Source organism: Stutzerimonas stutzeri, assembly GCF_018138085.1.
GTDB classification, from domain to species: Bacteria; Pseudomonadota; Gammaproteobacteria; order Pseudomonadales; family Pseudomonadaceae; genus Stutzerimonas; species Stutzerimonas stutzeri_AI.
The window spans coordinates 2,914,837-2,936,568 of the sequence record NZ_CP073105.1; the positions used below are offsets into that span (position 1 = coordinate 2,914,837).

Below are 21,732 nucleotides of genomic sequence, written 5' to 3' on the forward strand. Positions count from 1 at the left end.
GCCACTTTAAAAAGCACGGTAGGTGGTGCCTAATGAAAGCTTCTGATTGAGTGATAACTTCCAGTCATCCCCATGATCGCTGCCCTGCCCTCCATCGTCTCCCGCCTGCGGCTCAAGCAGCTGCGTCTTCTCATCGCGCTCGACGAACAGGGCTCGCTGCACCGTGCAGCCGAGCAGGTGTCGATCAGCCAACCCGGTGCGACCAAGGCGTTGCATGAAATCGAAACGACCTTTGCCGCCGAGCTGTTCACCCGCAGCAGCCAAGGGTTGCAGCCCAACGATCTGGGGCGTTGCGTCATCCGTTATGCGCGGCTGATCCAGAGCGACCTGGCGCACTTGCGCGAAGAAATGGTCGGCATCCTTCAGGGGCATGGCGGCCGCCTCTCGGTGGGCGTGATCATGGGTGCCGTTCCACTACTGATGCGTGCGCTGGGCCGGCTGCGGCGCAAGCAGCCGGAGCTGTCGGTGGAGATCGTCGAAGACACCAGCGCCCGCCTGCTTGCGATGATCGATGAGGGCCGGTTGGACCTGGCGATCTGCCGGAGCAGCGTCAGCCGGCGCCCGGACGCTTATGACTGCCTGACCCTGCACGAAGAGCAATTGGCGGTCGCTGCGCATCCAGACCATCCGCTGGCCGATTCGCCGAAGCTGTCCCTGGAGGATCTGAGCGGTTATCGCTGGGTCATTTATCCGGCGAACATGCCGATGCGCCAACTGCTGGAGCGCGAATTCAGCCAAGCGAGCCTTGAGTTCCCCCGCTACCCGGTCGAAACCGCCTCCACCTTCACCACGCTCAGCCTGTTGCAGGAGGACCCGGAGCTGGTCGCGGTAATGCCGCTATCGGTCGCCCGCTTCAGCGAGCGCTTCGGCATGATCCGCAGGCTGCCGCTCGAGCTGCAATCGCGCAGCGAACCCTACGGCGTGATAGCCCGGCATGGCAGCAGCCTGTCTCCCGCAGCGCGGCTGTTGCTCGAAGAATTGCAAAGCGAAAGCGACGCGGCCGCGACTGCCGAGCCACGCATAGGCTGAAGCGATTCAAGGTCCGACAGCTGATGACCGGTCGTAGCCTCTGAGCCGTCAGCGCTTGTCGTTATGCCCGAGGTCCCGCTGCGGATCGATCTCGTCGCGAACCCGCTGCTTCAGTTCCTTGGCTTCGGGAAATCCGCCGTCGCGCTTGCGCTCCCAAATCTGCTTGCCGTTGCAATCGATGTGAAAGGTGCCGCCACTGGCCGGCACCAGCGAGACCTTGCCCAGGTCCTCGCCGAACGTCGACAGCAGCTCCTGTGCCAGCCAGGCCGCGCGAAGCAGCCACTGGCATTGGGTGCAGTAGGTGATCACGATCTCGGGCTTGGTATCGGGCATGACGGAGCGCTCCGGGGCTGGCGGGACGCCTATAATAGCCGCCATTTCGCAGTCGTCCCGCCGGTGTTGCCCATGTCCCGTCTATTGTTGCTGCTGATCCTCCTGATGCCGCTACCAGGGTTTGCCGATTCCCAGCCCACCACCGGGCTGGTTCTTTCTGGCGGCGCCGCACGCGGGCTCGCACATATTGGTGTCCTGAAGGCTCTGGAAGAGCACGGCGTGCGCATCGACGCGATTGCCGGCACCAGCATGGGTGCGGTGATCGGCGGGCTCTACGCGGCCGGCTACAGCGTCGAAGAACTGGAACAGCTGGCCGGCAGCCTGGACTGGCAGCAGGTGTTGTCCGACGATCCAGCGCGCCAGGACGTGCCCTTTCGCCGCAAGCAGGACGACCGCGACTTCCTGGTCAAGCGCAAGCTTAGTTTCCGCGACGATGGCAGCCTCGGGCTCCCCCTAGGCGTGATCCAGGGGCAGAACCTGGCGCTGCTGCTCGAGCGCTTGCTGGTACATGCCAGCGATACACGCGATTTCGACCAATTGCCGATTCCGTTTCGCGCGGTCGCGACCGATATCGCCAACGATCAGAAGGTCGTGTTCCGCAGTGGTCACCTGCCCCAGGCCATTCGCGCCAGCATGTCCATCCCAGCAGTATTCGCGCCCGTGGAGGTCAACGGTCGGCTGCTCGTCGACGGCGGCATGGTGGACAACATTCCCATGGATGTCGCGCGTGAGATGGGCGTCGACCGGCTGATCGTGGTGGATATCGGCACACCGCTTCTACCTCGCGAACAGCTGCTGACGGTGGTCGACGTGCTCAACCAGTCGATCACCATGATGACCCGACGCAACTCCGAGGCGCAGTTGGAGACGTTGCGCGCCGAAGACCTGTTGGTACAGCCGATGCTGGCCGGCTTCGGTGCGACCGACTTCGGCCGGGCGGAGCAACTGATCGACGCCGGGTATCGGGCCGCCAACGCGCTGGAAGGCCGGCTGCAGGCCATGCGCCAGGAAAGCGGCGGCAACCTTGCGCTCAGTCTCGCCCGCTCGGCCGAACCCCGCTCGCCGCTGATCAGCGCGGTACGCATCGAGAACAACTCGAAGGTCGGCGACGCGGTGATCCGCCGGTACATACGTCAGCAGGTAGGCGAGCGCCTGGATCTGCAGGGGCTGCAGAAAGACATGGGCACGCTGTACGGGCTGGATTACTTCGAACAGGTCGAATACCGCGTCGTACATGGCAAGCAGGGCAATACGCTGGTCATTACCACCCGGGAGAAGCGCTCAGGCACGGACTATTTGCGCCTGGGCATCAATCTCTCCGACGATTTCCGCGGCAGCAGTGCGTTCAATATCGGCGCCAGCTTTCGCAAGAACGGTATCAACGAGCTCGGCGCCGAATGGTTGACCCGGCTGCAGCTGGGCGATCACCAGGAGCTTTTCAGCGAGTTCTATCAACCGCTGGACGCCGGTTCGCGTTGGTTCGTTGCGCCCAACCTGTTTGCCGAAGCACAGAACGTCGAGGCGATCATCGACAACGACCCCATCGCCGACTATCGCTTGCAGCGTTATGGCTACGGATTGGACCTGGGTCGGCAGATCGCCAACAACGGCGAGTTCCGCTTTGGCATCGGCCAGGCCTGGGGCGAGGCGGACGTACGGGTGGGTGACCAGGCGCTGCCGGACTATTCCTTCAAGGAAGGCTATTACCAGCTTCGCTATTCATTCGACACCGTGGACAACGTCGACTTCCCCCGCGAGGGCGAGGACATCGGCATCACCTTGCGCCAGTACGACCCGAGCCTGGGCTCCGATGCACGTTATCGCCAATGGGAACTGCGGCTGGACAAGGCCGTCAGCTTCGGCCTCGATTCGCTGGTATTCGGCGCTCGCTACGGTCGCACGCTCGACGATGCCGACATCGTGACCTCGAGCTTCCTGCTCGGTGGCGCACGGCAGTTATCGGGATTCCGCCAGGATGCCCTGTCCGGTCAGAACGTCAGCCTGGGCCGCTTGATCTACTTCCGCCGGCTGACACCACGCTCGTTCCTGCCGCTGGACTTTCCGCTCTACGTGGGCGCTTCACTGGAACGCGGGCGCGTCTGGAACAACGACAACGCGTTCGACAGTGGCTATATCAATGCCGGTAGCGTCTTCATCGGATACGAGACGCCGCTCGGCCCGCTCAACTTCAGTTACGGGCTGAACGACGAAGCCGAGCGGGCGCTGTACATGAATCTGGGGCGCAGCTTCTGATCCGGCGCTCCATTCATCGCGGGGTTGCCGGGCTCAGGCGATCCTGGCGAGCAGCTCGTTTACCTGCCGGCGCTGCTGCTCGTCGCCTTCGGTGGCGAGGCTCTCGAGAATCACGCAAGCGGTGTCCATGTCACCCTGCTTGATGTAGGCGACGGCCTGGTTGAGGCGAACCAGATGCTCCGGGTTAGGCTCCAGCTGGCGCAGCTCCTCGGCCGACGGCATCGAGTCGAAGCTCTGCGCACCTTCGAGCAGGCTGGGCAGCTCGCCGATGGTGAGCATCTCCTCATCGAAGTCATCCAGCCACGGCTGCGAGTCGGCGAACGTGGCTTCAGACGCAGCCTCGACCGACGCGACCACCGGATCGCTCGGTAGCACCGCCGAGGCTTGCTCCAACACGAAGGTAACGTCCGGATCCAGCATAGGCTCAGCAATCGGTGCAATCGGTGCAATCGGTGAAACCGCCGCTGCCAGCGCCGGGTGCAGTGCCAGTAGCTGATCCAGCTGTAGGCGACTGCCGCCGGTTTTCAGATAGTCCGCCGCGGACGCAACGTATCCGTCGACGTCGCCTGTTTCGGCCAATAGCCCGAGATGGCGCAAGCGATAGTCGAGCCGCTCGGGAGCCCGCTCGATACCGCGCAGCAATACGTCGATGGCCTCGTCACGACGACCGTAGGAAAGGTAGATGTCGGCCGCCTCGAGCGCATCGGTTTCACTCACCGAGGCCTGTGCAGGCTGGCGCGGCATCTCCACCGGCGCTGTCGTACTCATGGGCCTGGCGCCCACCGGCTTGGTCCCCGCGGGCGGCATTACGACGTCAACAGACTCGGCTTCCGGCTTGTTACGGCGACCAAGCCACAGACCGGCAAGCAACAGGGCAATCAAGATCCCGCCTCCTGGCAGCGCCCAGTCTTGCCACTTGAACGATACAGGGGCCGGAGTATTTGGCTCGACGACCGGCTGAATGCGCTCTGCTTCGGCCGGCGCCGGCTGTTCGCTCGGCTGTGCCGTGACCACCTGCGAGCGCTCCCGCTCGGCCAGTTGCGCGCTGACCGTGTTCAGCTCCAGACGCATATCGCTCAACAGTTGCTTGAGCTGCTGGTTCTCCTCGCGGCTGGCTGCCAGCTCTTCGGAAAACTGACGACGCAGGGCTGCCAGTTCATCTTCTGCGGGCTTGGGCTCGGGAATCGACGGGCTTCGATCGATCGGCTCGACAGCCGCCTGCAACTGGCCTGCATCAGCCAAGTCAGGCGCGGCTTCGACAACCATTGGTGCCGCTCGCTCGGCGGCATCCGGCAGTAGCAGGTTCGCATCCGACTTGAGCCGCGCGGCGTCGCCACCGAGGAAAGCTTCTGGATTCAACGCCTGGATGTCACGCATGAACTGGGCGCGTGAAGCCCTCGTGCTGCCTGCATAGCGTCCCGCAATGGTCCACAGACTCTCGCCGCTGGCCACTTGGTGGCGCTTGCCTTGCGCGGCCTGCGGCAGCTCGGCGGGCGGCACGAAGCGCGCAGGCTCGGCAGGTACAGGCGATACGACGGCTGCGGGAATCGCGTCGGCCAGGTTGCGGGCTGGCTCAGGCATGCTCGGTAACGGATCCAGCAGGACGGTGTACTCACGCAACAGACGGCTCTTGGCGCGAGTGATCTCCACCAGGAAATTCAAGTAGGGCTCACGGACCGGCTTGTTCGAGACGACGCGAATGCGACTGCGGCTGCCGTCAATGACCGGTGTGAAGCTCAGGTCCTGCAGAAAGACCGGCCGCTCGATACCTACCCGGGCGAAATCGCTGCTCGACGCCAACACGACGCGGATCTCGTCGCTGGACAGGTTGCCCACATCCAGCAGATCGATTTCAGCGGCCAGCGGCTGGTTCAGAGCGGAGTGAAGCGTGATGTCCCCCATTCCCAACGCGGACGCCATGCCCGAATAGATCAGCGAACTGGATGCCACTGTTAACAAGACTCGACGACCTAGTGCCATGGCGATCTCCACAAGTGGCACGCGGCGCTTTGGTCGCCCGCCCACTGTTCGATGACTGAACTGTGACGCGGTTATCGACGGGAACGGGAAAAGATTGATGCTATTCGTCGGCTATGCGCGTAAAGGCATTGTGCCATCAATCGCAAATACAAGCCTAGCGTCAAAAGACGAACGACATGCCGCCGATTGCGCCGGAAACCAGACGGTTGCGTACCGAAGCCCGACTGCCTCGACGCCCTTGCCGACCGAGCCGATAGGTGTCGTAACGGTGGGCGCGGCAGTTAGCCTTTGACGCGGCCGAGATTGGCCAGGATACGTTCGTGCACCTGTTGGCACATCCGCAGGTCGTCATCGTCGATGCCTTCGAACAGCTCCTCACGCACTTGCGTTGATATCGCCTCGATCCGCTGAATCAGCGGACGCGCTGGCGCACCCAAGGTGATGAGCTTGGCCCGGCGATCGCCAGGCGCCGGCTGGCGATGCACCAGGCCTTGTGCTTCGAGACTGTCCAGCAGTCGCGCCAGGGTAGGCCCCTCCACCGCTACGCTCTGAGCAAGCTCACGCTGGCTGGGGTCGTGATCGAAACGGGCGAGGTGCAGAAGTACCAGCCACCGTGCCTGGGAAAGGCCAAGGTCAGCCAGCCGCCGATCCAGCTCGGCGCGCCAGCCACGCGACAATTGCGCCAGCTGCATGGCGAATCGGTGTTGCTCGGGGTACATGGAATGACGATTCCGAAAAACTAATAATTAGCGAGCTAATCACAGCTCCGGAACCCTGGCAAGGCTACCTTCGCCCGGGTACGTTACGCTGTGTTGCAGGACGCCGGGCTAGACAGGGCGGCGAACAAGCCAAGCGGCATTGCGTCGCACTGCCAGGCCTCATAACTCGAACTCGGCCTGAAGCGACGCGCGTACGCAGAACAACACGGCTTCAGGAACCCGGCCGGCAAAATGCTCGGCAACGGCCGCCACAGGGGGCAGCTCCCCTTCACCGTCGAGAAAGGCTTCCTGAATTTCTTCCAGCAAGGCCTCGGGTAGATCCAGTGCCTGCTCCAGGCTGAGCTGCTGCTGACCGATGGCTTCGGCAAGCATGGCGTAAACGTTCTTTTCACTGCAGTCGAGCTGGCGAGCGATCTGCACGGGCGTCATGCCGGCACGGGCCAGCGTAATCAGTTCATGGCGGATATCTGCCGGCGATTGGGGAGCGCTTGCCGTGCCTTGCAGCACTTCCAGGAAGGCCTGGCCGTAGCGTTCCAGCTTGCGCGCACCAACGCCGCTGATGCGCGCCATGTCGCTGAGCGATCCCGGCTGGCTGCGAAGCATTTCCAGAAGCGTCGCGTCGGGGAAAATCACATATGGCGGGACCCCGTGCTCTTCGGCCAGCTTGCGGCGCAGGGTGCGCAACGCCTCCCAGGTTTCGCGCTCCTCGCTACGCACCAGCTGGCTCGCAGCACTGGCCGACGACTTCGGTGCCTTCACCGCCAATTCGCGACGCAGCTCCAGGGTCACCTCACCGCGTAACAGGGCGCGACAGGTATCGCTGAGGCGCAGCCCGCCGAATCCCTCCAGATCTACATCAGCCAGCCCGCGCGCGACCAATTGACGGAACAGCGAGCGCCATTCCCCTTCCGAGAGCGCCTTGCCGATTCCGAATACCGACAGGTGCTGATGTCCGAGGCTACGGATCTTCTCGTTGTCGCGTCCAAGCAGGATGTCGACCAGATGGCCCACACCGTAGCGTTGGCCGCTGCGGTAGATGGCCGACAACGCTTGCCTCGCCGGCTCGGTGGCGTCCCAGGTCTGCACGCCGTCGACACAGTTGTCGCAATGCCCGCAGGGCTCGGGCATCTGCTCGTCGAAATAGGCCAGGAGCACCTGACGGCGACAGCGGGTTTCTTCGCATAGCGAGAGCATGGCGTCGAGCTTGTGCTGCTCGATGCGCTTGTGCCGCTCGTCACCTTCGGAGTTATTGAGCATCTGCTTGAGGAAAATCACATCCTGCAAGCCGTACGCCATCCAGGCGTCGGCGGGCAGCCCATCCCGACCCGCGCGGCCGGTCTCCTGGTAGTAGGCTTCCAGCGATTTGGGCAAATCCAGATGGGCGACGAAGCGCACGTTCGGCTTGTCGATCCCCATGCCGAAAGCGATGGTCGCCACCATGATCAGGCCTTCCTCGTTGAGGAAGCGTTTCTGATGAAAAGCCCGTAGATCGTTCGGCAACCCGGCATGGTAAGGCAGCGCCGGAAACCCCTGCTCAGTAAGGAAGGCGGCGATGTCATCGACCTTCTTGCGCGACATGCAGTAGATGATGCCGGCATCGCCACGGCGCTCGGCCAGGAACCCCATCAACTGCTTGCGTGGCTGCTCCTTCGGTACTATGCGATAGAAGATGTTCGGTCGATCGAAACTGGAAAGGAAACGCTCGGCCTTCTCCAGATGCAGGCGCTGGACGATTTCTTCACGCGTCCGCTTGTCCGCGGTGGCGGTCAGCGCGATGCGTGGGACGCTGGGGAAAAATTCGGCAAGCTGCCCGAGCTGGAGGTATTCAGGACGGAAATCGTGGCCCCACTGCGAGACGCAATGAGCCTCGTCGATGGCGAACAGGCCGATCTCCAGGCGCTGCAAGAACGCCAGCATACGCGGCTGAACCAGCCGTTCGGGCGCGAGATAGAGCATCTTGATTTCGTTGCGCCGCAGGCGATCGGCGATGTCGCGCTGCTGGTCGGCCGTCAGGGTCGAGTTGAGCGCCGCCGCTGCAACTCCCAGCTCTTCGAGCGTGGCCACCTGATCGTCCATCAGCGCGATCAACGGCGACACAACCACCGCCAGGCCGCCGCGCAGCAATGCAGGCACCTGGTAGCAGAGCGACTTGCCACCGCCGGTCGGCATCAACACCAGCGCGTCGTCACCGTTGGCCACGCGCTGGATAATCGCACCCTGATTGCCACGAAACGCGTCGTAGCCGAAAACGTCTTTTAGAATGCGCTGTGCCTGGTCGAGCATGCCGGCCTCCGAAACAAGACGCGCGAGTATACGCCACACCGGCGCACCGTTCAGAGCCAACAGCGCCCATGGCGATAACCGGCCGCTGGTGGAACTCCTTGGCGATTCTTCCATCTGTCTGTGACGAGGGGCTGAAAGCCGGCGCGACCGCAGCGTTACCACGGCGCGGTAGCCGGGGGCTGGTAGCTCGTCTAGAATCACTGCTGTCCTCTATCCAAGGTAGTCATCGATGTCATTCGCCGAGCAACTCGCCCGCCTGCAAGTGTTTCTGGATGCAGATGATCTGCACGAAGAGGCGCTCGATTACATCGCCGCGCACGGCTACCTCACCGCACTGTGCATCTGTTCGGAGCCGGTCCCCGAGCGTGAGTGGATCGACGCGCTGTTCGCCGAACCGCCGAAATACGCAGACGACACCGAGCGCGAAGCCATCGAAGCGACGCTGGTCCAGCTCAAGGCGCATATCGCCCGACAGTTGGCCAGCGATGAAGACATGGAACTGCCATGCGAGCTGGAAATGGGCGACGAGCCCGACGAATCCGACCTGCGTGGCTGGTGCATCGGCTTCATGGAAGGCGTGTTCATGCGCGAGGAGGTCTGGTTCGAAGATTCGGAAGAAGAAGTAAGCGAGCTGCTGCTTCCGATCATGGTCGGCTCGGGGCTGTTCGACGAGCAACCGGAATTCAGCGACATCGCCGCGGACCGGGATCTGGTCGAGGAAATGGTCGCGCAGATCCCCGAGATACTCACCGCGCTGTACCTGATCTGCCATGCTCCCGAAGAGAAGCCGGCACTTCTCAAGCCGCGCAAGCACTGACCCCGGACTACCGCCGTGGCCCACCGCGATATTCCGATGTATCGCAACCCGGTGGTACGTTACCTGCTGCTGGGGACGGGCTGGTTAAGCGTTGCGCTCGGGGTGGTCGGCATCTTCCTGCCGGTCCTGCCCACCACTCCCTTCCTGCTGCTTGCCGCCGCGTGCTTTGTCCGTAGTTCACGGCGCTTCTATGACTGGCTGGTTATGCACCCCAGGCTCGGCCCCTGGTTCCGGGACTATCTGGAAGGCAACGGAGTGCCGCTGAAAGGAAAGGTCTACTCGATCATAGCCATGTGGCTGAGCATCGCGCTGTCCTGCTGGCTGGTACCCATGCCTTGGGCGCGGGCCGGCATGCTCACCAGCGCTACGCTGGTGACGATCTATATCCTCCGGCTGAAAACGCTTCCACCGCGTTAGGCGACTCCCAGCCGTCATCTCGTACCAGCGTGATTACGCTGGAACACTTCAGCCCCCATCGCGGCAATCTGCGCCTCGATCATCGCGTCGAAAGGTTTCAACAACGCATCGAAACGATGGTCGCCCTCAAGCAGGTTCAACGCCGTCACTATCGCTTCGAGTGTGGACAAAGCACCAGGCATCGGCACCTTGCGCAGCCGATAGCGCGACACCAGCCCTTCCGGCAAGGTCGCACGCGGCAGGCTGGCCAGGCCCGGATTGAGATGCAGCAATTTGCGAGCCTTGCGCCAGGTGCCATCCGGAACGATCAATCGCAACGGCCCTGACGCCTGCGCCAGATCACAGACGCCTATGGCCCGCTCCCCCGGAAATAGCAGATAGTTCTCGACACCATCATCGGCCGGCAGGTCTTCGAACCGCTCTCCGATGCGCAGTTCGGCATTGGTCAGGCCGAGCGCGGCCAGACGCGCCGTGTTCAACGCATGCCCGGATTCGCTCGGATGCTGAAGGATCAACACGGCGGTGTCGTTGGTGATGGACGGAATCAAAGCGCACAAGCAATGACTCGACGGCCGCTGACAACGGGGACATTGCGAGCGCGACATGGATACTCCCGGACAAGAACGGCAAGTCTGCCACATCCGGCGCAAACGTAACGGTGAGCTAAGCTGATCGCGACGCTCACAACGAGAGGCTGCAACGATGCTCACCCTGCACCATCTGGACCATTCCCGCTCGCAGCGCGTGCTCTGGCTACTGGAGGAGCTTGACCTGCCATATGAAATCAAGCTCTACACCCGAGATCGGCAAACCATGCTGGGCCCGGCTGAACTCAAGAAGGTACACCCGCTCGGCAAGTCCCCCGTGATCACCGATGGTGAGCTGACGCTGGCGGAGTCGGCGGCGATTCTCGAGTACCTGCTCGACCGCTACGGTAGCGGCCGACTGGCCCCGCCTGCGGGATCGTCTGAATATCTTCGCTTTCGCTATTGGATGCATTACGCCGAAGGCTCGGCGATGCCCCCGTTGTTGCTCAAGCTGGTTTTCGACCGCGTCGCCAACGGGCCGATGCCGTTCTTTGTACGGCCGGTCGCCAGGGCGATTGCCAACGGCGCCAACAAAGCGTTCATAGGCCCTCAGCTGAAGCTCCATCTGGACTATATGGAGAGCGAACTGGGGAAATCGCTCTGGTTCGCCGGAGACGAATTCAGCGCCGCCGACATCCAGATGAGTTTTCCGCTGGAAGCCGCCCAATCACGCGCGGGACTGGACGCCAGCCGGCCGCGTCTGAGCGCGTTCCTCCAACGGATACGAGAGCGCCACGCCTATCAGCAGGCCATAGCGCGTGGCGGCCCGGTGATGCCTGGGCGATGAATGTCGCCCGTGATAGCCGATCAGCGTCTCCGAGATGCTGAATCGTCTCGCTCGGCGCGGACCCGGATCGGCTGCAACCGAGGCGATTCGATGAAGCCAAGCGCCACTGCCAGCTGCCAGCACACATTACTGAGCCATGCTTTCATGATGAACCCTCCTGCTTGATTACGGGTCGGTGGAGCCATGGGCTTCGCGCTCAGCATAACCCAAGAAATGCCGCCTCGCCTGCGCCAGATGTTGCAGATTATTCGGCCCCGTGCGCGTCATTCGGCTCTATAAAATGCGACCCGGACAATGTACAAGCGTTCATCGTCCGGGCTCTGGCTTGCGCCGGTAGGGGAAAACGTCGATCACCTTACCGTCGCCTATCGCTTGCTGCAGGCCCTTCCAGTAGTTGGCGTCATAGAGTTCGCCGTGCAGCTTGGCGAACAGCCGTCGCTGCTGCAGATCTGCGAACAGGAAACGCGGAAATTCTTCAGGGAACACGTCGTTCGGGCCGACCGAATACCACGGCTCGGACGCCATTTCGTCTTCGGGATAACGCGCCTCTGGGATATACCGGAAGTTCACTTCGGTTAGGAAGCAAATCTCGTCATAGTCATAGAACACTACTCGGCCATGACGTGTCACACCGAAATTCTTCAGCAGCATATCGCCGGGAAAAATATTGGCCGCCGCGAGTTGCTTGATCGCCAGGCCATAATCCTCCAGCGCATCCTTGACCTGCTGCTCGCTGGCATTTTCCACATAGATGTTCAACGGCGTCATCCGGCGTTCGGTCCAGCAGTGACGAACCAGCACCGTATCGCCCTGCACCTCGACCGTCGACGGAGCAACCTCCAGCAGCTCTGCAAGGCACTCGGGTTCAAACTTGGCCTTGGGGAAGCGGAAATCGGCGAATTCCTGGGTGTCGGCCATTCGCCCTACCCGATCGACACTCTTGACCAACCGGTACTTCTCGATGACCGTCGCACGGCTGACATTCTTGGCGTGGGAGAAGCGATCCTTGATGATCTTGAATACGGTGTTGAACCCAGGCAGCGTGAAGACACTCATCACCATGCCGCGCACACCCGGCGCCATGACGAAGCGGTCATCAGTGGTGGCCAGATGGTTGATCAGCGCGCGGTAGAACTCCGATTTGCCATGCTTGTAAAAGCCGATCGAGGTGTAGAGTTCGGCAATGTGCTTACCCGGCATGATGCGCTTGAGGAAGCTGATGAAATCCGCAGGAATCGGCACCTCGACCATGAAGTACGAGCGCGTGAACGAGAAAATGATCGAGACTTCCGCCTCGTCAGTGATCAGTGCATCGGCGACGATGCCTTTACCCTCCTGGTGCAACAGCGGTACCACCAGCGGCCATTGCTCGTCGCGAGTGAAGATCCTGCCGACCAGATAGGCACCTTTGTTGCGGTAGAGCACGGAGCAGAACAGCTCCACCGTCAACTCTGGGTCCTTGCACACCCAATCGGGCAAAGCCATTTGCAGCTGAGTCTCGAGCCGCCGCAGGTCGCCGCTGCGGTCCGCATAAGGCACAGCGAAGGCGAAGTCGGTGAGGATCTGCGCAAGCATGCCGTGCAGATCGCCGCCGGGCCGGTAGCGGCGAATCTGGGCCATCCGCTCGTGAGCACGATTCGACGGACGGGTCGTGTGGATGAACATGGTACCGTCGCTGATACAGTCGTGGCTGAACAGCGTGCAAAAGATGGAGTTGTACCAGGTCTCGGATAGCTCATCATCGAAGCGTGGGTTGATCTGTTCGATGTACGCCTTTTTCACAAGCGGCCAGCGATCCACGTCGAGCAGGACGTCGGCTTCGAATATCGAACGCAGGTTGGCCGCCGTTTCCGCGACCTTCTGCTCGTACAGGTTGATCCGGGCCGCCGAGGCTCGTTGCGCGTCCTGCCACTGCGCCTGCTCGAAGCGAGCCCGTGCGCCTTCGGTGATCAATCGGAACTGCTCTCGATAGTCATCGAAGCCCAGCAGAATCTGTCGGGCGATCTCGGCGTCAGGTGATACACGGCCCATTGAATTGGTCTCGGCAACGGCGGAAGTCTCGAGCTTAGCCAGAGGCGGAACCCAAGGAAAGCATCCCGACGGCATGAGACCCGGTTTGAAAGCGTGAATCGGCTTGCCAGGCGACTGGCGCTCGCCAACACTCCTTCGTCTATCACTGGAGCCTCCCATGCGCCCTCTCGATCTCGTTCGTCTGCTTGGTCTCGCCGCCATCTGGGGCGCCAGTTTTCTATTCATGCGAATCATCGCGCCGGAGCTGGGAACCTTCCCGACCGCGTTCTTACGGGTGTCGTTCGCGTGTGTCGGCCTGTTGGCCATCCTGGCGGCGATGCGGATCCGCTGGGACTTCCGCGGGAAACTGAAGTTGTGCCTGATTCTGGGCATGATCAATTCGGGCATTCCGTTCGCACTCTACGCGCTGGCGGCCCAGTACCTGCCGACCGGCTACTCCGCCATTTTCAACGCGACCACGCCCATGATGGGGGTCATCATCGGAGCGTTGTTCTTTGCCGAAACACTTACAGCGGCGAAGCTGACCGGGGTGCTGTTTGGCCTGAGCGGCGTGGCCCTGCTGACCCGCACCGGCCCCGTCGCCTTCGACGCTCATCTGTTGATAGGCGCCCTCGCCTGCCTGGGCGCAACCGCATGCTACGGATTCGGCGGCTTCCTGACCCGCCGCTGGATCAATCAACACGGCGGGCTCAGCAGCGAGCTGGTCGCATTCGGCAGCCAGGCGGGCGCCGTCCTGTGCCTGTTGCCCCTGTTCGCCTTTTCCGTGCTGACCGCGCCGCCCGCCTCCTGGGGTGCCGGTTCCGTCTGGCTCAGCCTTGCCGGGCTCGGCATCGTTTGCACGGCCTTCGCCTACATTCTGTATTTTCGCCTGCTGGCGGACATCGGCCCGGTCCGAACCCTCACGGTGACCTTTATCATTCCGCCATTCGGTGTGCTGTGGGGGGTTATGTTTCTCGGCGAGCGACTGGACTGGGCCTACGCTTACGGCGGCGCATTGATTGCCGTAGCGCTCTGGCTCGTGTTGAAGCAGACGCCAGCCACAGTGGCGGCGCCTGCTGCCGAAGCGGCTAGTAACGCTCCGGTACCGGCCGGAACACCAGCACGAGCCCCATCACAATCAGCGCCATGCCAACCAGACTAAGCGCTGCCAGGCGATTGCCGAATACTAGATAATCCATCACGGCGGTTACCGCAGGCACCAGATAGAACAGGCTGGTCACGTTGACCAGATTGCCATTGGCGATCAGCCGGTACAGCAGCAGCGTGGCTGCAACCGAGATCACTAACCCCATCCAGAGCACCGACAGCCAGAAGCCCGGCTCAAGCGTCAGGTCCAACGGCTGCGTTGTCGCGACGAACGAACAAAGCGCCAGGCCGGCAAGGTACTGCAGAGGCATGGCGCGCAGTGGATCGCCCTGAACATGTTTTTGCAGCATGGAGCCAAGGGTGATACTCGACAGCGCCAGCAAGGCGCAGCCCACACCCGCCCCGGATAACCCACCCACACCTATGCTCTGGTAGACCACCAGCACTAGCCCGGCCAGACCGAGCAACAGACCGAACAGCCGCAGTGGACGCAAGGCCTTCCGTTCCAGCAACACCGCCGTGAGGATCGGCTGGACACCGAGCACGGTTGCCATGACCCCCGGCGTCACCTGTAGATCCAGGGCCAGCAGATAAAATATCTGATAGCTACCCAGCAACACCAAGCCGGTTACTACCGCCAGCCAGCGCGCCGCCCACCTGTCGGGCGGCGACAACGCCGCCCACTTCGTCACGGCCAGCACCGCCAGCAATGCGATTAGGAAGCGCACCAAGAGAAAGGCAAACGGCGATGCATATGCCAGGCCCAACTTGGATACGATTGCGCCGCTGCTCCACAGCAACACGAACAGAGCAGTGGTCGCGTGCGCGACCGCTGCGGTACGAGAAAAGAACATCATCCTGCCACCTTCGAATAGGGCATACGAAACTGCGCCAGCGAATGGCAGACGCAGTGACCGGGAGGCCGGCGAACCGGCGTGACTCAGGCCAGCGCGGGTGGCGGTGGCGGAGCCCGGAAAACGCCCGGTGGTGGGCTCGCAGGATGACAGAGCGGAGCATTCGGCATGAGCACAGGCAGGATGGAGCCGTCCGGAATTGGACAGGCCTGATCGATGGCGCTGCTGCAAGAGACGTGGCTCATACCGATCTCGAAGCGGTGGGAAGACTGACTATAGGTGTACCGCGCCGATTCGCCAAGGCAGCGTCGGCGCGGTGGGGATCACTGCTGCAATTCCTGCTCACCGAACAGGTCGGCAAACAACATGGTGGACAGATAGCGTTCACCGGAGTCGGGCAGGATCACCACGATGTTCTTGCCCTGCATTTCGGGGCGCTCGGCCAAGCGCACGGCGGCCGCCATCGCGGCGCCGCAGGAGATGCCGCAAAGGATGCCTTCCTCTCGCATCAAGCGCAGCGCCATGGCTTTGGCCTCTTCATCGCTGACCTGCTCAACCTGGTCGACCATGGCGAGATCGAGATTCTTCGGCACGAACCCCGCCCCGATACCCTGGATCTTGTGCGGGCTGGGCTTGACCTCCTCACCGGCGAGGGTCTGGGTGATTACCGGTGAGCTGGTCGGTTCGACCGCCACACTGAGGAGCTTCTTGCCCTTGGTGTTCTTGATATAACGCGACACACCGGTGATGGTCCCGCCCGTGCCGACGCCCGATACAAGCACATCGATGTTGCCTTCGGTGTCGTTCCAGATTTCCGGGCCGGTAGTCTTCTCATGAATCGCCGGGTTTGACGGATTCTCGAACTGCTGTGGCAAATAGTATTGCTCGGGGTTCGACGCGGCGATTTCCGAGGCCTTCTCGATCGCGCCCTTCATGCCCTTGGCCGGCTCGGTGAGTACCAGCTCGGCCCCAAGCGCCTTGAGTACCTTGCGTCGCTCCAGACTCATCGAGGCAGGCATCGTCAGCATAAGTTTGTAGCCACGCGCCGCCGCGACGAAAGCCAGGCCGATGCCGGTATTCCCAGACGTCGGCTCGACGATGGTCATGCCAGGCTTGAGACGGCCGCTTTCTTCCGCGTCCCAGATCATCGCGGCCCCGATCCGGCATTTGACCGAGTGAGCCGGGTTACGGCCCTCGATCTTGGCCATGATGCTGACGCCCTTGGGCCCCAGCCGATTGATCATCACCAACGGAGTGTTCCCGATGGCCTGCGCATTGTCAGCAAAGATGCGGCTCATGACAGTGTCCCTGCAAATGAAAATCTGGACTGATCAGCCTATGCGCTGTCTCCTGGCTCGTCCAGCCGAACTCACCGACGCATGCCAGGGTCCACCCACAGGTAAGCCCTTCAGATACTCCAGACCAGACCGGGCACATCATGAAAAAACGCTACCAACTGCCGTTGTGGATACTGCTGTCGATCGCCCTGCTCCTGCTGATCGCTCACCTGGCTTTGCCGTACTTGGTACTTAACTACCTGAACGACAAGATGGCGGACATGGGCGAGTATCGCGGCCATGTCGACGACGTGGACCTGGCGTGGTGGCGAGGAGCCTATCGGGCAGATGGCGTCCTCATCGAGAAGAAGAACGAGCGGGTTCAGGCACCACTTTTCACCGCACCGACGATCGACATCGGCGTGAGCTGGCGGGCGCTGTGGGAGGATCACGCGCTGGTCGGAGAGGTGCAGCTGGAGCACCCGCAACTGAATTTCGTCGATGGCCAAGGGGCCGACGACTCGCAGACCGGCGAAGGCGTCGACTGGCGCGAGCGGCTGGAAGACCTGGTGCCGTTCACCCTTAACGAATTGCGCGTAACCGATGGCCAGCTGTCATTTCGTAACTTCGAAGCCGACCCACAGGTGCACATCTACGCCAATGCGATCAATGCAAGCCTCTACAACCTGACCAATACCGCCGGTGGGCAGGGTCGCGTCGCGACGTTCGAAGGCACGGCCAAATTCCTCAATCACGCGCCGATGGAAGCCACCGCCCGCTTCGACCCGTACACCGATTGGGAGGACTTCAAGGTGAACCTGCGCGTGACCGACGTGGACCTGACCAAGCTGAACGATTTCAGCAATGCCTACGGAAACTTCGATTTTGCCGGAGGTACCGGCGACCTGGTTATGGAGGTCGAAGCCAACGACAGCCAACTGTCCGGCTATATCAAACCCTTGCTTCACAACGTCGACGTGTTCAATTTCGAGCAGGATGTCGAAAACGAGGACAAAGGCTTCTTTCGCGGCATCTGGGAAGCGGTGGTCGGCGGCAGCGAAGAAGTCTTGCAGAACCAGAGCAAGGACCAGTTCGCGACGCGGGTCGAGCTCTCTGGAAGCACCAAGAATACCGAGGTCAGCCCGTTCCAGGCCTTTATCGCGATCCTGCGCAACGCCTTCGTGGAGGCATTCTCCACCCGTTTCGAACGGTCGTTGGGAGAGGAAGATGAGTAAGACATGGGAGACAGCTCGCGCCCATTCAGTGACTGAATGATCCACTCGCGTTCACAGTCCATGTCCCATCCCTTATAGTCATTTGCCTAACCAGACATGACGCGCCTGCGTGCCAGGCCCAATCCAAGGAAATCCCGATGAAGTTCGAAGGTACCCAGTCCTACGTCGCCACTGACGACCTGAAGCTCGCCGTCAACGCGGCCATCACGCTGGAGCGCCCGCTACTGGTCAAGGGCGAGCCGGGCACAGGCAAGACCATGCTCGCCGAGCAGCTGGCCGAATCCTTCGGAGCGAAACTGATCACCTGGCACATCAAGTCCACCACCAAGGCGCATCAGGGCCTGTACGAGTACGACGCGGTAAGTCGCCTGCGTGATTCGCAGCTCGATTCGGACCGTGTGCACGACGTGCGCAACTACATCAAGAAGGGCAAGCTGTGGGAAGCCTTCGAGTCCGAACAGCGGGTCATCCTGCTGATCGATGAAATCGACAAGGCCGACATCGAGTTCCCCAACGACCTGCTGCAAGAACTCGACAAGATGGAGTTCTATGTCTACGAGACCAACGAAACCATCAAGGCCAAGCAGCGGCCGATCATCATCATCACCTCGAACAACGAGAAGGAGCTGCCCGATGCCTTCCTGCGTCGCTGCTTCTTCCACTACATCGCGTTTCCCGATCGCGAGACGCTGCAGAAGATCGTCGATGTTCACTATCCGAACATCAAAAAGGACCTGGTCGCCGAAGCGCTCGATGTGTTTTTTGACGTGCGCAAGGTCCCTGGCCTGAAGAAGAAGCCGTCCACCAGCGAGCTCGTCGACTGGCTGAAGCTGTTGATGGCCGACAACATTGGCGAAGCGGTGCTGCGCGAGCGTGATCCGACCCGCGCCATTCCGCCACTGGCCGGTGCACTGGTGAAGAACGAGCAGGATGTACAGTTGCTTGAGCGTCTGGCGTTCATGAGTCGTCGCGCCAGTCGTTGACGTCGGCGGCTCCCCACGGGGCCGACCACCTCACATGACCTGGAGAAAAGCCATGCAAACGCATACTGGTAGTTGCCTCTGTGGCGTCGTGCGCTATCGCATCGACGCACCGATCAACGAGCTGACCCATTGCCACTGCAAGATGTGTCGCAAGGCGCACGGCGCGGCGTTCGCCAGCTACGCGAGCGTCCCCCTGGAAGCCTTTCACTTTCTTTCGGGCAAGGACCAGCTTGGCGTCTTCCACTCCTCCGAGCATGTGACGCGCACGTTCTGCATTCGCTGCGGCGCAAACCTGCAATTCGTCGACAATCGCGAGCACGAGTTGGGCGTGGCTGCCGGCACGCTCGACTCGCCGCTGCCGGTCCCGCCACAGGAGCACATCTTCGTAGGCTCCAAAGCGGACTGGTACGAGATCCGCGACGGGCTTCCGACGCACGACGAAGATCGCTGACCATTCATATAAACAGGTGCCGCCACGACGGCACTACCGAGGTTCTGCCATGCTGCTTGGCCTGTTCAACGAAATGCGCGCTGCCAAGGTTCCGGTGTCCGTGCGCGAACTGCTCGACCTGATCAACGCGTTGAAACACAACGTCGTGTTCGCCGATATGGACGAGTTCTACTACCTGTCCCGGGCCATTCTGGTGAAGGACGAGCGGCATTTCGACAAGTTCGACCGCGCCTTCGGGGTCTACTTCAAGGGCCTGGAGAACCTCGACCAGCATATCGAGGCGCTGATACCCGAAGAGTGGCTGCGCAAGGAGTTCGAGCGCTCACTGAGCGACGAGGAACGGGCCAAGATCGAGTCGCTTGGCGGACTGGACAAGCTGATCGAGGAATTCAAAAAGCGCCTCGAAGAACAGAAGGAAAAGCACGCCGGCGGCAACAAGTGGATCGGCACCGGCGGCACCAGCCCCTTCGGCTCGGGAGGCTACAACCCCGAGGGGATTCGCATCGGTGATGCCGGCAAGCGCCAGGGCAAGGCGGTGAAGGTCTGGGATCAACGCGAGTACAAGAATCTGGATGATCAGGTCGAGCTGGGCACGCGCAACATCAAGGTAGCCTTGCGTCGGCTGCGCAAGTTCGCCCGCCAAGGCGCTCAAGACGAACTGGATCTGGACGGGACCATCGATCACACCGCGCGCGACGGTGGTTTGCTGAACATACAAATGCGCCCTGAACGGCGCAACGCGGTAAAGCTGCTGATCCTGTTCGATATCGGCGGTTCGATGGACGCCCATGTGAAGGTGTGCGAAGAGCTGTTCTCCGCCTGCAAGACCGAGTTCAAGCATCTGGAATATTTCTACTTCCACAACTTCATTTACGAATCGGTCTGGAAGAACAACTTCCGTCGCACGTCCGAACGCACCTCGACGCTCGACCTGCTGCACAAGTACGGCGCGGACTACAAGGTGGTGTTCGTGGGCGACGCAGCCATGGCGCCTTACGAAGTGACCCAGCCCGGCGGCAGCGTCGAACACTGGAACGAGGAAGCAGGTTACGTCTGGATGCAGCGCTTCATGGAAAAGTACAAGAAGCTCATCTGGATCAACCCGTATCCCAAGGACACCTGGGGTTACACCACCTCGACCGGCATCATCCGCGAGCTGGTGGAGGACCGGATGTACCCGCTGACGCTGAGCGGCCTGGAAGAAGGGATGAAGTTCCTGGCGAAGTAGCCGCGCGAAACGGTCGCTCGAAGGGCAACAACCGGAGGTCCTTACTAGGTACCACCCGGACGGCCTGGACGAGCGACGCGGCGGGTTCCGCGTGTGCGGCGATGAGGGAACAGCAACCTTCGCATTAGCAGGTAAAGACATTCGACGATCCACGCCAGCAGCAATGCGCAGCCGATGCCCCAGGCGATCGCTTCAGGTGCCAGCAAGACCTGGAAGCGATAGCTGCTCCAGACCTGCTGCCTGAGATCGCGATCCGCCCCTACCAATACATGCCAGGCCTGCGCGTACCAGGGCCCCTGCATGATCCGCCACTCGCGTTCAAGCAAGCGCACGCGCCCGACCAGGGCGGAGACGCTGCGCGCATCGCTTTGTATGACGGGATCGTCGCTCGCCCGATAGTGCTCGACCAACGCGTTCAGATCGCCTTCGAAAAAGCGCCCGGCGGTTTCCTGAAAACCTTCCAGGCCTTGCTGTGCCTCGAGCCGACGCGCTTCGACGTGGCGTTCGTACGCCTCGATGAAGCCTGGGACCTGAACCCCGATCAGCAGACCAAGTGCAAACAGGGTCAACCGCAAATAGCTGCGCAGCATCATTCGGTCCGCCCGCGCGCGACGCATTCGCCCAGCCGCCAGAGCGTCCACTCGCCCGCCTGATGAACGTTCCATTGCTCGTTGTCGGTCAAAGGCTCGGTGGCCACCACGGTAACGACATCGTCCGGGGTCGTCTCGGAGGTGAAATCCACCGCCAGTTCGGCGTCCTTCAACTGCGCAGGGCCGAAAGGCGCGCGGCGCGTGATGTGCGCCAGCTTGGTCGAGCAGAAACTGAACAACCACTCGCCGTTGCTCAGCAAGCAATTGAATACGCCTTTGCCTCGATAACCAGCGCAGGCCTCGAGCAGATGCGGCAACAGGTCTTCGGCGGCAACGCGATCGGGGAAATCACTCCGCACCCGGTTGAGCAGGTCGCAGAAAGCCGCTTCGCTATCGGTGTCGCCAACCGGCCGGTAAAACCCAGGCGGAGTTTGGAAATCAGCGAGCTGGCCGTTGTGTGCGAAGCACCAGTGTTGTCCCCACAGCTCACGCACGAAGGGATGGGTATTCACCAACGAAACCTTGCCGACATTGGCATGCCGGATATGGCCGATCACCACCTCGCTCTTGATCAGGTAGTGCTGCACCATCTTGGCCACCTCGGACTCGCAGCTGGCCACCGGATCCTGGAACAAGCGCAAACCGCGTCCTTCGTAGAAGGCGATACCCCAACCGTCTTTATGTGGGCCGGTGCGCCCGCCACGCTGCATCAAGCCGGTGAAGCTGAAATGAATGTCGGTCGGTACGTTGGCGCTCATGCCGAGCAGTTCACACATGCGTGGTCTCCCGTTA

At 61.7% G+C, this 21,732-nt stretch carries 21 protein-coding genes; 10 read left to right on the forward strand and 11 right to left on the reverse strand.

What is annotated here, in order from left to right:
* Nucleotides 1-72: 72 nt before the first annotated feature.
* Complete coding sequence (locus KCX70_RS13300) at nt 73-1,029, forward strand: LysR family transcriptional regulator (protein ID WP_212617833.1); 957 nt, start codon at nt 73-75, stop codon at nt 1,027-1,029.
* Nucleotides 1,030-1,077: 48 nt separating this feature from the next.
* On the opposite strand, the gene KCX70_RS13305 is transcribed toward KCX70_RS13300, so the two are convergent.
* Complete coding sequence (locus KCX70_RS13305; protein ID WP_021208627.1) at nt 1,078-1,362, reverse strand: SelT/SelW/SelH family protein; 285 nt, start codon at nt 1,360-1,362, stop codon at nt 1,078-1,080.
* Between the two features lie 72 nt (nt 1,363-1,434).
* On the opposite strand from KCX70_RS13305, the gene KCX70_RS13310 reads away from it, so the two are divergent.
* On the forward strand, nt 1,435-3,615 hold the full coding sequence (locus tag KCX70_RS13310) for a patatin-like phospholipase family protein (protein ID WP_212617834.1): 2,181 nt from the start codon (nt 1,435-1,437) through the stop codon (nt 3,613-3,615).
* Nucleotides 3,616-3,648: 33 nt separating this feature from the next.
* Here the strand turns inward: KCX70_RS13310 and KCX70_RS13315 are convergent, their stop codons facing one another.
* From KCX70_RS13315 to recQ, 3 genes are all read right to left on the reverse strand, one after another.
* On the reverse strand, nt 3,649-5,595 hold the full coding sequence (locus tag KCX70_RS13315; protein ID WP_212617835.1) for a FimV/HubP family polar landmark protein: 1,947 nt from the start codon (nt 5,593-5,595) through the stop codon (nt 3,649-3,651).
* Between the two features lie 281 nt (nt 5,596-5,876).
* Complete coding sequence (locus KCX70_RS13320; RefSeq protein ID WP_021208624.1) at nt 5,877-6,314, reverse strand: MarR family transcriptional regulator; 438 nt, start codon at nt 6,312-6,314, stop codon at nt 5,877-5,879.
* Between the two features lie 159 nt (nt 6,315-6,473).
* A complete protein-coding gene (gene recQ, locus KCX70_RS13325; protein WP_212617836.1) occupies nt 6,474-8,597 on the reverse strand; it encodes a DNA helicase RecQ in 2,124 nt (707 codons plus the stop codon).
* A gap of 229 nt (nt 8,598-8,826) precedes the next feature.
* Here recQ and KCX70_RS13330 point away from each other — a divergent pair, with 229 nt between their 5' ends.
* On the forward strand, nt 8,827-9,414 hold the full coding sequence (locus KCX70_RS13330) for a YecA family protein (RefSeq protein WP_021208622.1): 588 nt from the start codon (nt 8,827-8,829) through the stop codon (nt 9,412-9,414).
* Between the two features lie 15 nt (nt 9,415-9,429).
* On the forward strand, nt 9,430-9,831 hold the full coding sequence (locus KCX70_RS13335; RefSeq protein ID WP_021208621.1) for a YbaN family protein: 402 nt from the start codon (nt 9,430-9,432) through the stop codon (nt 9,829-9,831).
* A 14-nt stretch (nt 9,832-9,845) separates the two neighbouring features.
* Here the strand turns inward: KCX70_RS13335 and KCX70_RS13340 are convergent, their stop codons facing one another.
* Nucleotides 9,846-10,436 carry a tRNA-uridine aminocarboxypropyltransferase gene (locus tag KCX70_RS13340; RefSeq protein ID WP_212617837.1) on the reverse strand — a complete coding sequence of 197 codons (591 nt, stop codon included), beginning with the start codon at nt 10,434-10,436 and terminating at the stop codon, nt 9,846-9,848.
* Between the two features lie 97 nt (nt 10,437-10,533).
* On the opposite strand from KCX70_RS13340, the gene KCX70_RS13345 reads away from it, so the two are divergent.
* Nucleotides 10,534-11,205 (forward strand): glutathione S-transferase, encoded by a 672-nt coding sequence (locus tag KCX70_RS13345; RefSeq protein WP_212617838.1) that lies wholly within the window; start codon nt 10,534-10,536, stop codon nt 11,203-11,205.
* 20 nt (nt 11,206-11,225) lie between these two features.
* Here the strand turns inward: KCX70_RS13345 and KCX70_RS23470 are convergent, their stop codons facing one another.
* A complete protein-coding gene (locus tag KCX70_RS23470; protein WP_392602290.1) occupies nt 11,226-11,408 on the reverse strand; it encodes a PA1414 family protein in 183 nt (60 codons plus the stop codon).
* Between the two features lie 103 nt (nt 11,409-11,511).
* Nucleotides 11,512-13,236 (reverse strand): bifunctional isocitrate dehydrogenase kinase/phosphatase, encoded by a 1,725-nt coding sequence (gene aceK / locus KCX70_RS13350; protein ID WP_212617839.1) that lies wholly within the window; start codon nt 13,234-13,236, stop codon nt 11,512-11,514.
* 157 nt (nt 13,237-13,393) lie between these two features.
* Between aceK and KCX70_RS13355 the strand changes: the two genes are divergently transcribed.
* A complete protein-coding gene (locus KCX70_RS13355) occupies nt 13,394-14,377 on the forward strand; it encodes a DMT family transporter (RefSeq protein ID WP_212617840.1) in 984 nt (327 codons plus the stop codon).
* On the opposite strand, the gene KCX70_RS13360 is transcribed toward KCX70_RS13355, so the two are convergent.
* Together KCX70_RS13360 and cysK are read right to left on the reverse strand one after the other, a co-directional pair.
* Nucleotides 14,304-15,179, reverse strand: coding sequence for a DMT family transporter (locus KCX70_RS13360; protein WP_212617841.1), 876 nt, complete (start codon nt 15,177-15,179; stop codon nt 14,304-14,306). The two genes, KCX70_RS13355 and KCX70_RS13360, sit on opposite strands and share 74 nt — an antisense overlap.
* Before the next feature lie 320 nt (nt 15,180-15,499).
* A complete protein-coding gene (cysK, locus tag KCX70_RS13365; RefSeq protein WP_021208615.1) occupies nt 15,500-16,474 on the reverse strand; it encodes a cysteine synthase A in 975 nt (324 codons plus the stop codon).
* Between the two features lie 140 nt (nt 16,475-16,614).
* Between cysK and KCX70_RS13370 the strand changes: the two genes are divergently transcribed.
* From KCX70_RS13370 to KCX70_RS13385, 4 genes are all read left to right on the forward strand, one after another.
* Entirely contained in the window at nt 16,615-17,688 is a 1,074-nt protein-coding gene (locus KCX70_RS13370) for a DUF748 domain-containing protein (RefSeq protein WP_021208614.1), read from the forward strand.
* Between the two features lie 137 nt (nt 17,689-17,825).
* Entirely contained in the window at nt 17,826-18,671 is an 846-nt protein-coding gene (locus tag KCX70_RS13375) for an AAA family ATPase (RefSeq protein ID WP_021208613.1), read from the forward strand.
* Between the two features lie 52 nt (nt 18,672-18,723).
* Nucleotides 18,724-19,122, forward strand: coding sequence for a GFA family protein (locus tag KCX70_RS13380; RefSeq protein WP_102852046.1), 399 nt, complete (start codon nt 18,724-18,726; stop codon nt 19,120-19,122).
* Nucleotides 19,123-19,171: 49 nt separating this feature from the next.
* Nucleotides 19,172-20,350 carry a vWA domain-containing protein gene (locus KCX70_RS13385; protein WP_021208611.1) on the forward strand — a complete coding sequence of 393 codons (1,179 nt, stop codon included), beginning with the start codon at nt 19,172-19,174 and terminating at the stop codon, nt 20,348-20,350.
* A gap of 44 nt (nt 20,351-20,394) precedes the next feature.
* On the opposite strand, the gene KCX70_RS13390 is transcribed toward KCX70_RS13385, so the two are convergent.
* The gene (locus tag KCX70_RS13390; protein ID WP_212620346.1) at nt 20,395-20,940 is read right to left on the reverse strand and encodes a DUF2937 family protein; all 546 of its coding nucleotides are present in this window, start codon (nt 20,938-20,940) and stop codon (nt 20,395-20,397) included.
* On the reverse strand, nt 20,940-21,716 hold the full coding sequence (locus KCX70_RS13395; protein ID WP_212617842.1) for a class II glutamine amidotransferase: 777 nt from the start codon (nt 21,714-21,716) through the stop codon (nt 20,940-20,942). Before KCX70_RS13395 ends, KCX70_RS13390 begins: the two co-directional genes overlap by 1 nt.
* Between the last annotated feature and the right edge of the window lie 16 nt (nt 21,717-21,732).

Excerpts from the sequence above, each read along its gene's own strand:
- KCX70_RS13385 (WP_021208611.1), top strand. The coding sequence starts at position 19,172 with ATGCTGCTTGGCCTGTTCAACGAAATGCGCGCTGCCAAGGTTCCGGTG.
- KCX70_RS13345 (WP_212617838.1), top strand. The coding sequence starts at position 10,534 with ATGCTCACCCTGCACCATCTGGACCATTCCCGCTCGCAGCGCGTGCTC.
- KCX70_RS13355 (WP_212617840.1), top strand. The coding sequence starts at position 13,394 with ATGCGCCCTCTCGATCTCGTTCGTCTGCTTGGTCTCGCCGCCATCTGG.
- cysK (WP_021208615.1), bottom strand. The coding sequence starts at position 16,474 with ATGAGCCGCATCTTTGCTGACAATGCGCAGGCCATCGGGAACACTCCG.
- KCX70_RS13340 (WP_212617837.1), bottom strand. The coding sequence starts at position 10,436 with ATGTCGCGCTCGCAATGTCCCCGTTGTCAGCGGCCGTCGAGTCATTGC.
- KCX70_RS13310 (WP_212617834.1), top strand. The coding sequence starts at position 1,435 with ATGTCCCGTCTATTGTTGCTGCTGATCCTCCTGATGCCGCTACCAGGG.
- KCX70_RS13370 (WP_021208614.1), top strand. The coding sequence starts at position 16,615 with ATGAAAAAACGCTACCAACTGCCGTTGTGGATACTGCTGTCGATCGCC.
- KCX70_RS13360 (WP_212617841.1), bottom strand. The coding sequence starts at position 15,179 with ATGATGTTCTTTTCTCGTACCGCAGCGGTCGCGCACGCGACCACTGCT.
- KCX70_RS13375 (WP_021208613.1), top strand. The coding sequence starts at position 17,826 with ATGAAGTTCGAAGGTACCCAGTCCTACGTCGCCACTGACGACCTGAAG.
- KCX70_RS13305 (WP_021208627.1), bottom strand. The coding sequence starts at position 1,362 with ATGCCCGATACCAAGCCCGAGATCGTGATCACCTACTGCACCCAATGC.
- aceK (WP_212617839.1), bottom strand. The coding sequence starts at position 13,236 with ATGGGCCGTGTATCACCTGACGCCGAGATCGCCCGACAGATTCTGCTG.
- KCX70_RS13395 (WP_212617842.1), bottom strand. The coding sequence starts at position 21,716 with ATGTGTGAACTGCTCGGCATGAGCGCCAACGTACCGACCGACATTCAT.
- KCX70_RS13320 (WP_021208624.1), bottom strand. The coding sequence starts at position 6,314 with ATGTACCCCGAGCAACACCGATTCGCCATGCAGCTGGCGCAATTGTCG.
- KCX70_RS23470 (WP_392602290.1), bottom strand. The coding sequence starts at position 11,408 with ATGCTGAGCGCGAAGCCCATGGCTCCACCGACCCGTAATCAAGCAGGA.
- KCX70_RS13315 (WP_212617835.1), bottom strand. The coding sequence starts at position 5,595 with ATGGCACTAGGTCGTCGAGTCTTGTTAACAGTGGCATCCAGTTCGCTG.
- KCX70_RS13330 (WP_021208622.1), top strand. The coding sequence starts at position 8,827 with ATGTCATTCGCCGAGCAACTCGCCCGCCTGCAAGTGTTTCTGGATGCA.
- KCX70_RS13390 (WP_212620346.1), bottom strand. The coding sequence starts at position 20,940 with ATGCTGCGCAGCTATTTGCGGTTGACCCTGTTTGCACTTGGTCTGCTG.
- KCX70_RS13300 (WP_212617833.1), top strand. The coding sequence starts at position 73 with ATGATCGCTGCCCTGCCCTCCATCGTCTCCCGCCTGCGGCTCAAGCAG.
- recQ (WP_212617836.1), bottom strand. The coding sequence starts at position 8,597 with ATGCTCGACCAGGCACAGCGCATTCTAAAAGACGTTTTCGGCTACGAC.
- KCX70_RS13380 (WP_102852046.1), top strand. The coding sequence starts at position 18,724 with ATGCAAACGCATACTGGTAGTTGCCTCTGTGGCGTCGTGCGCTATCGC.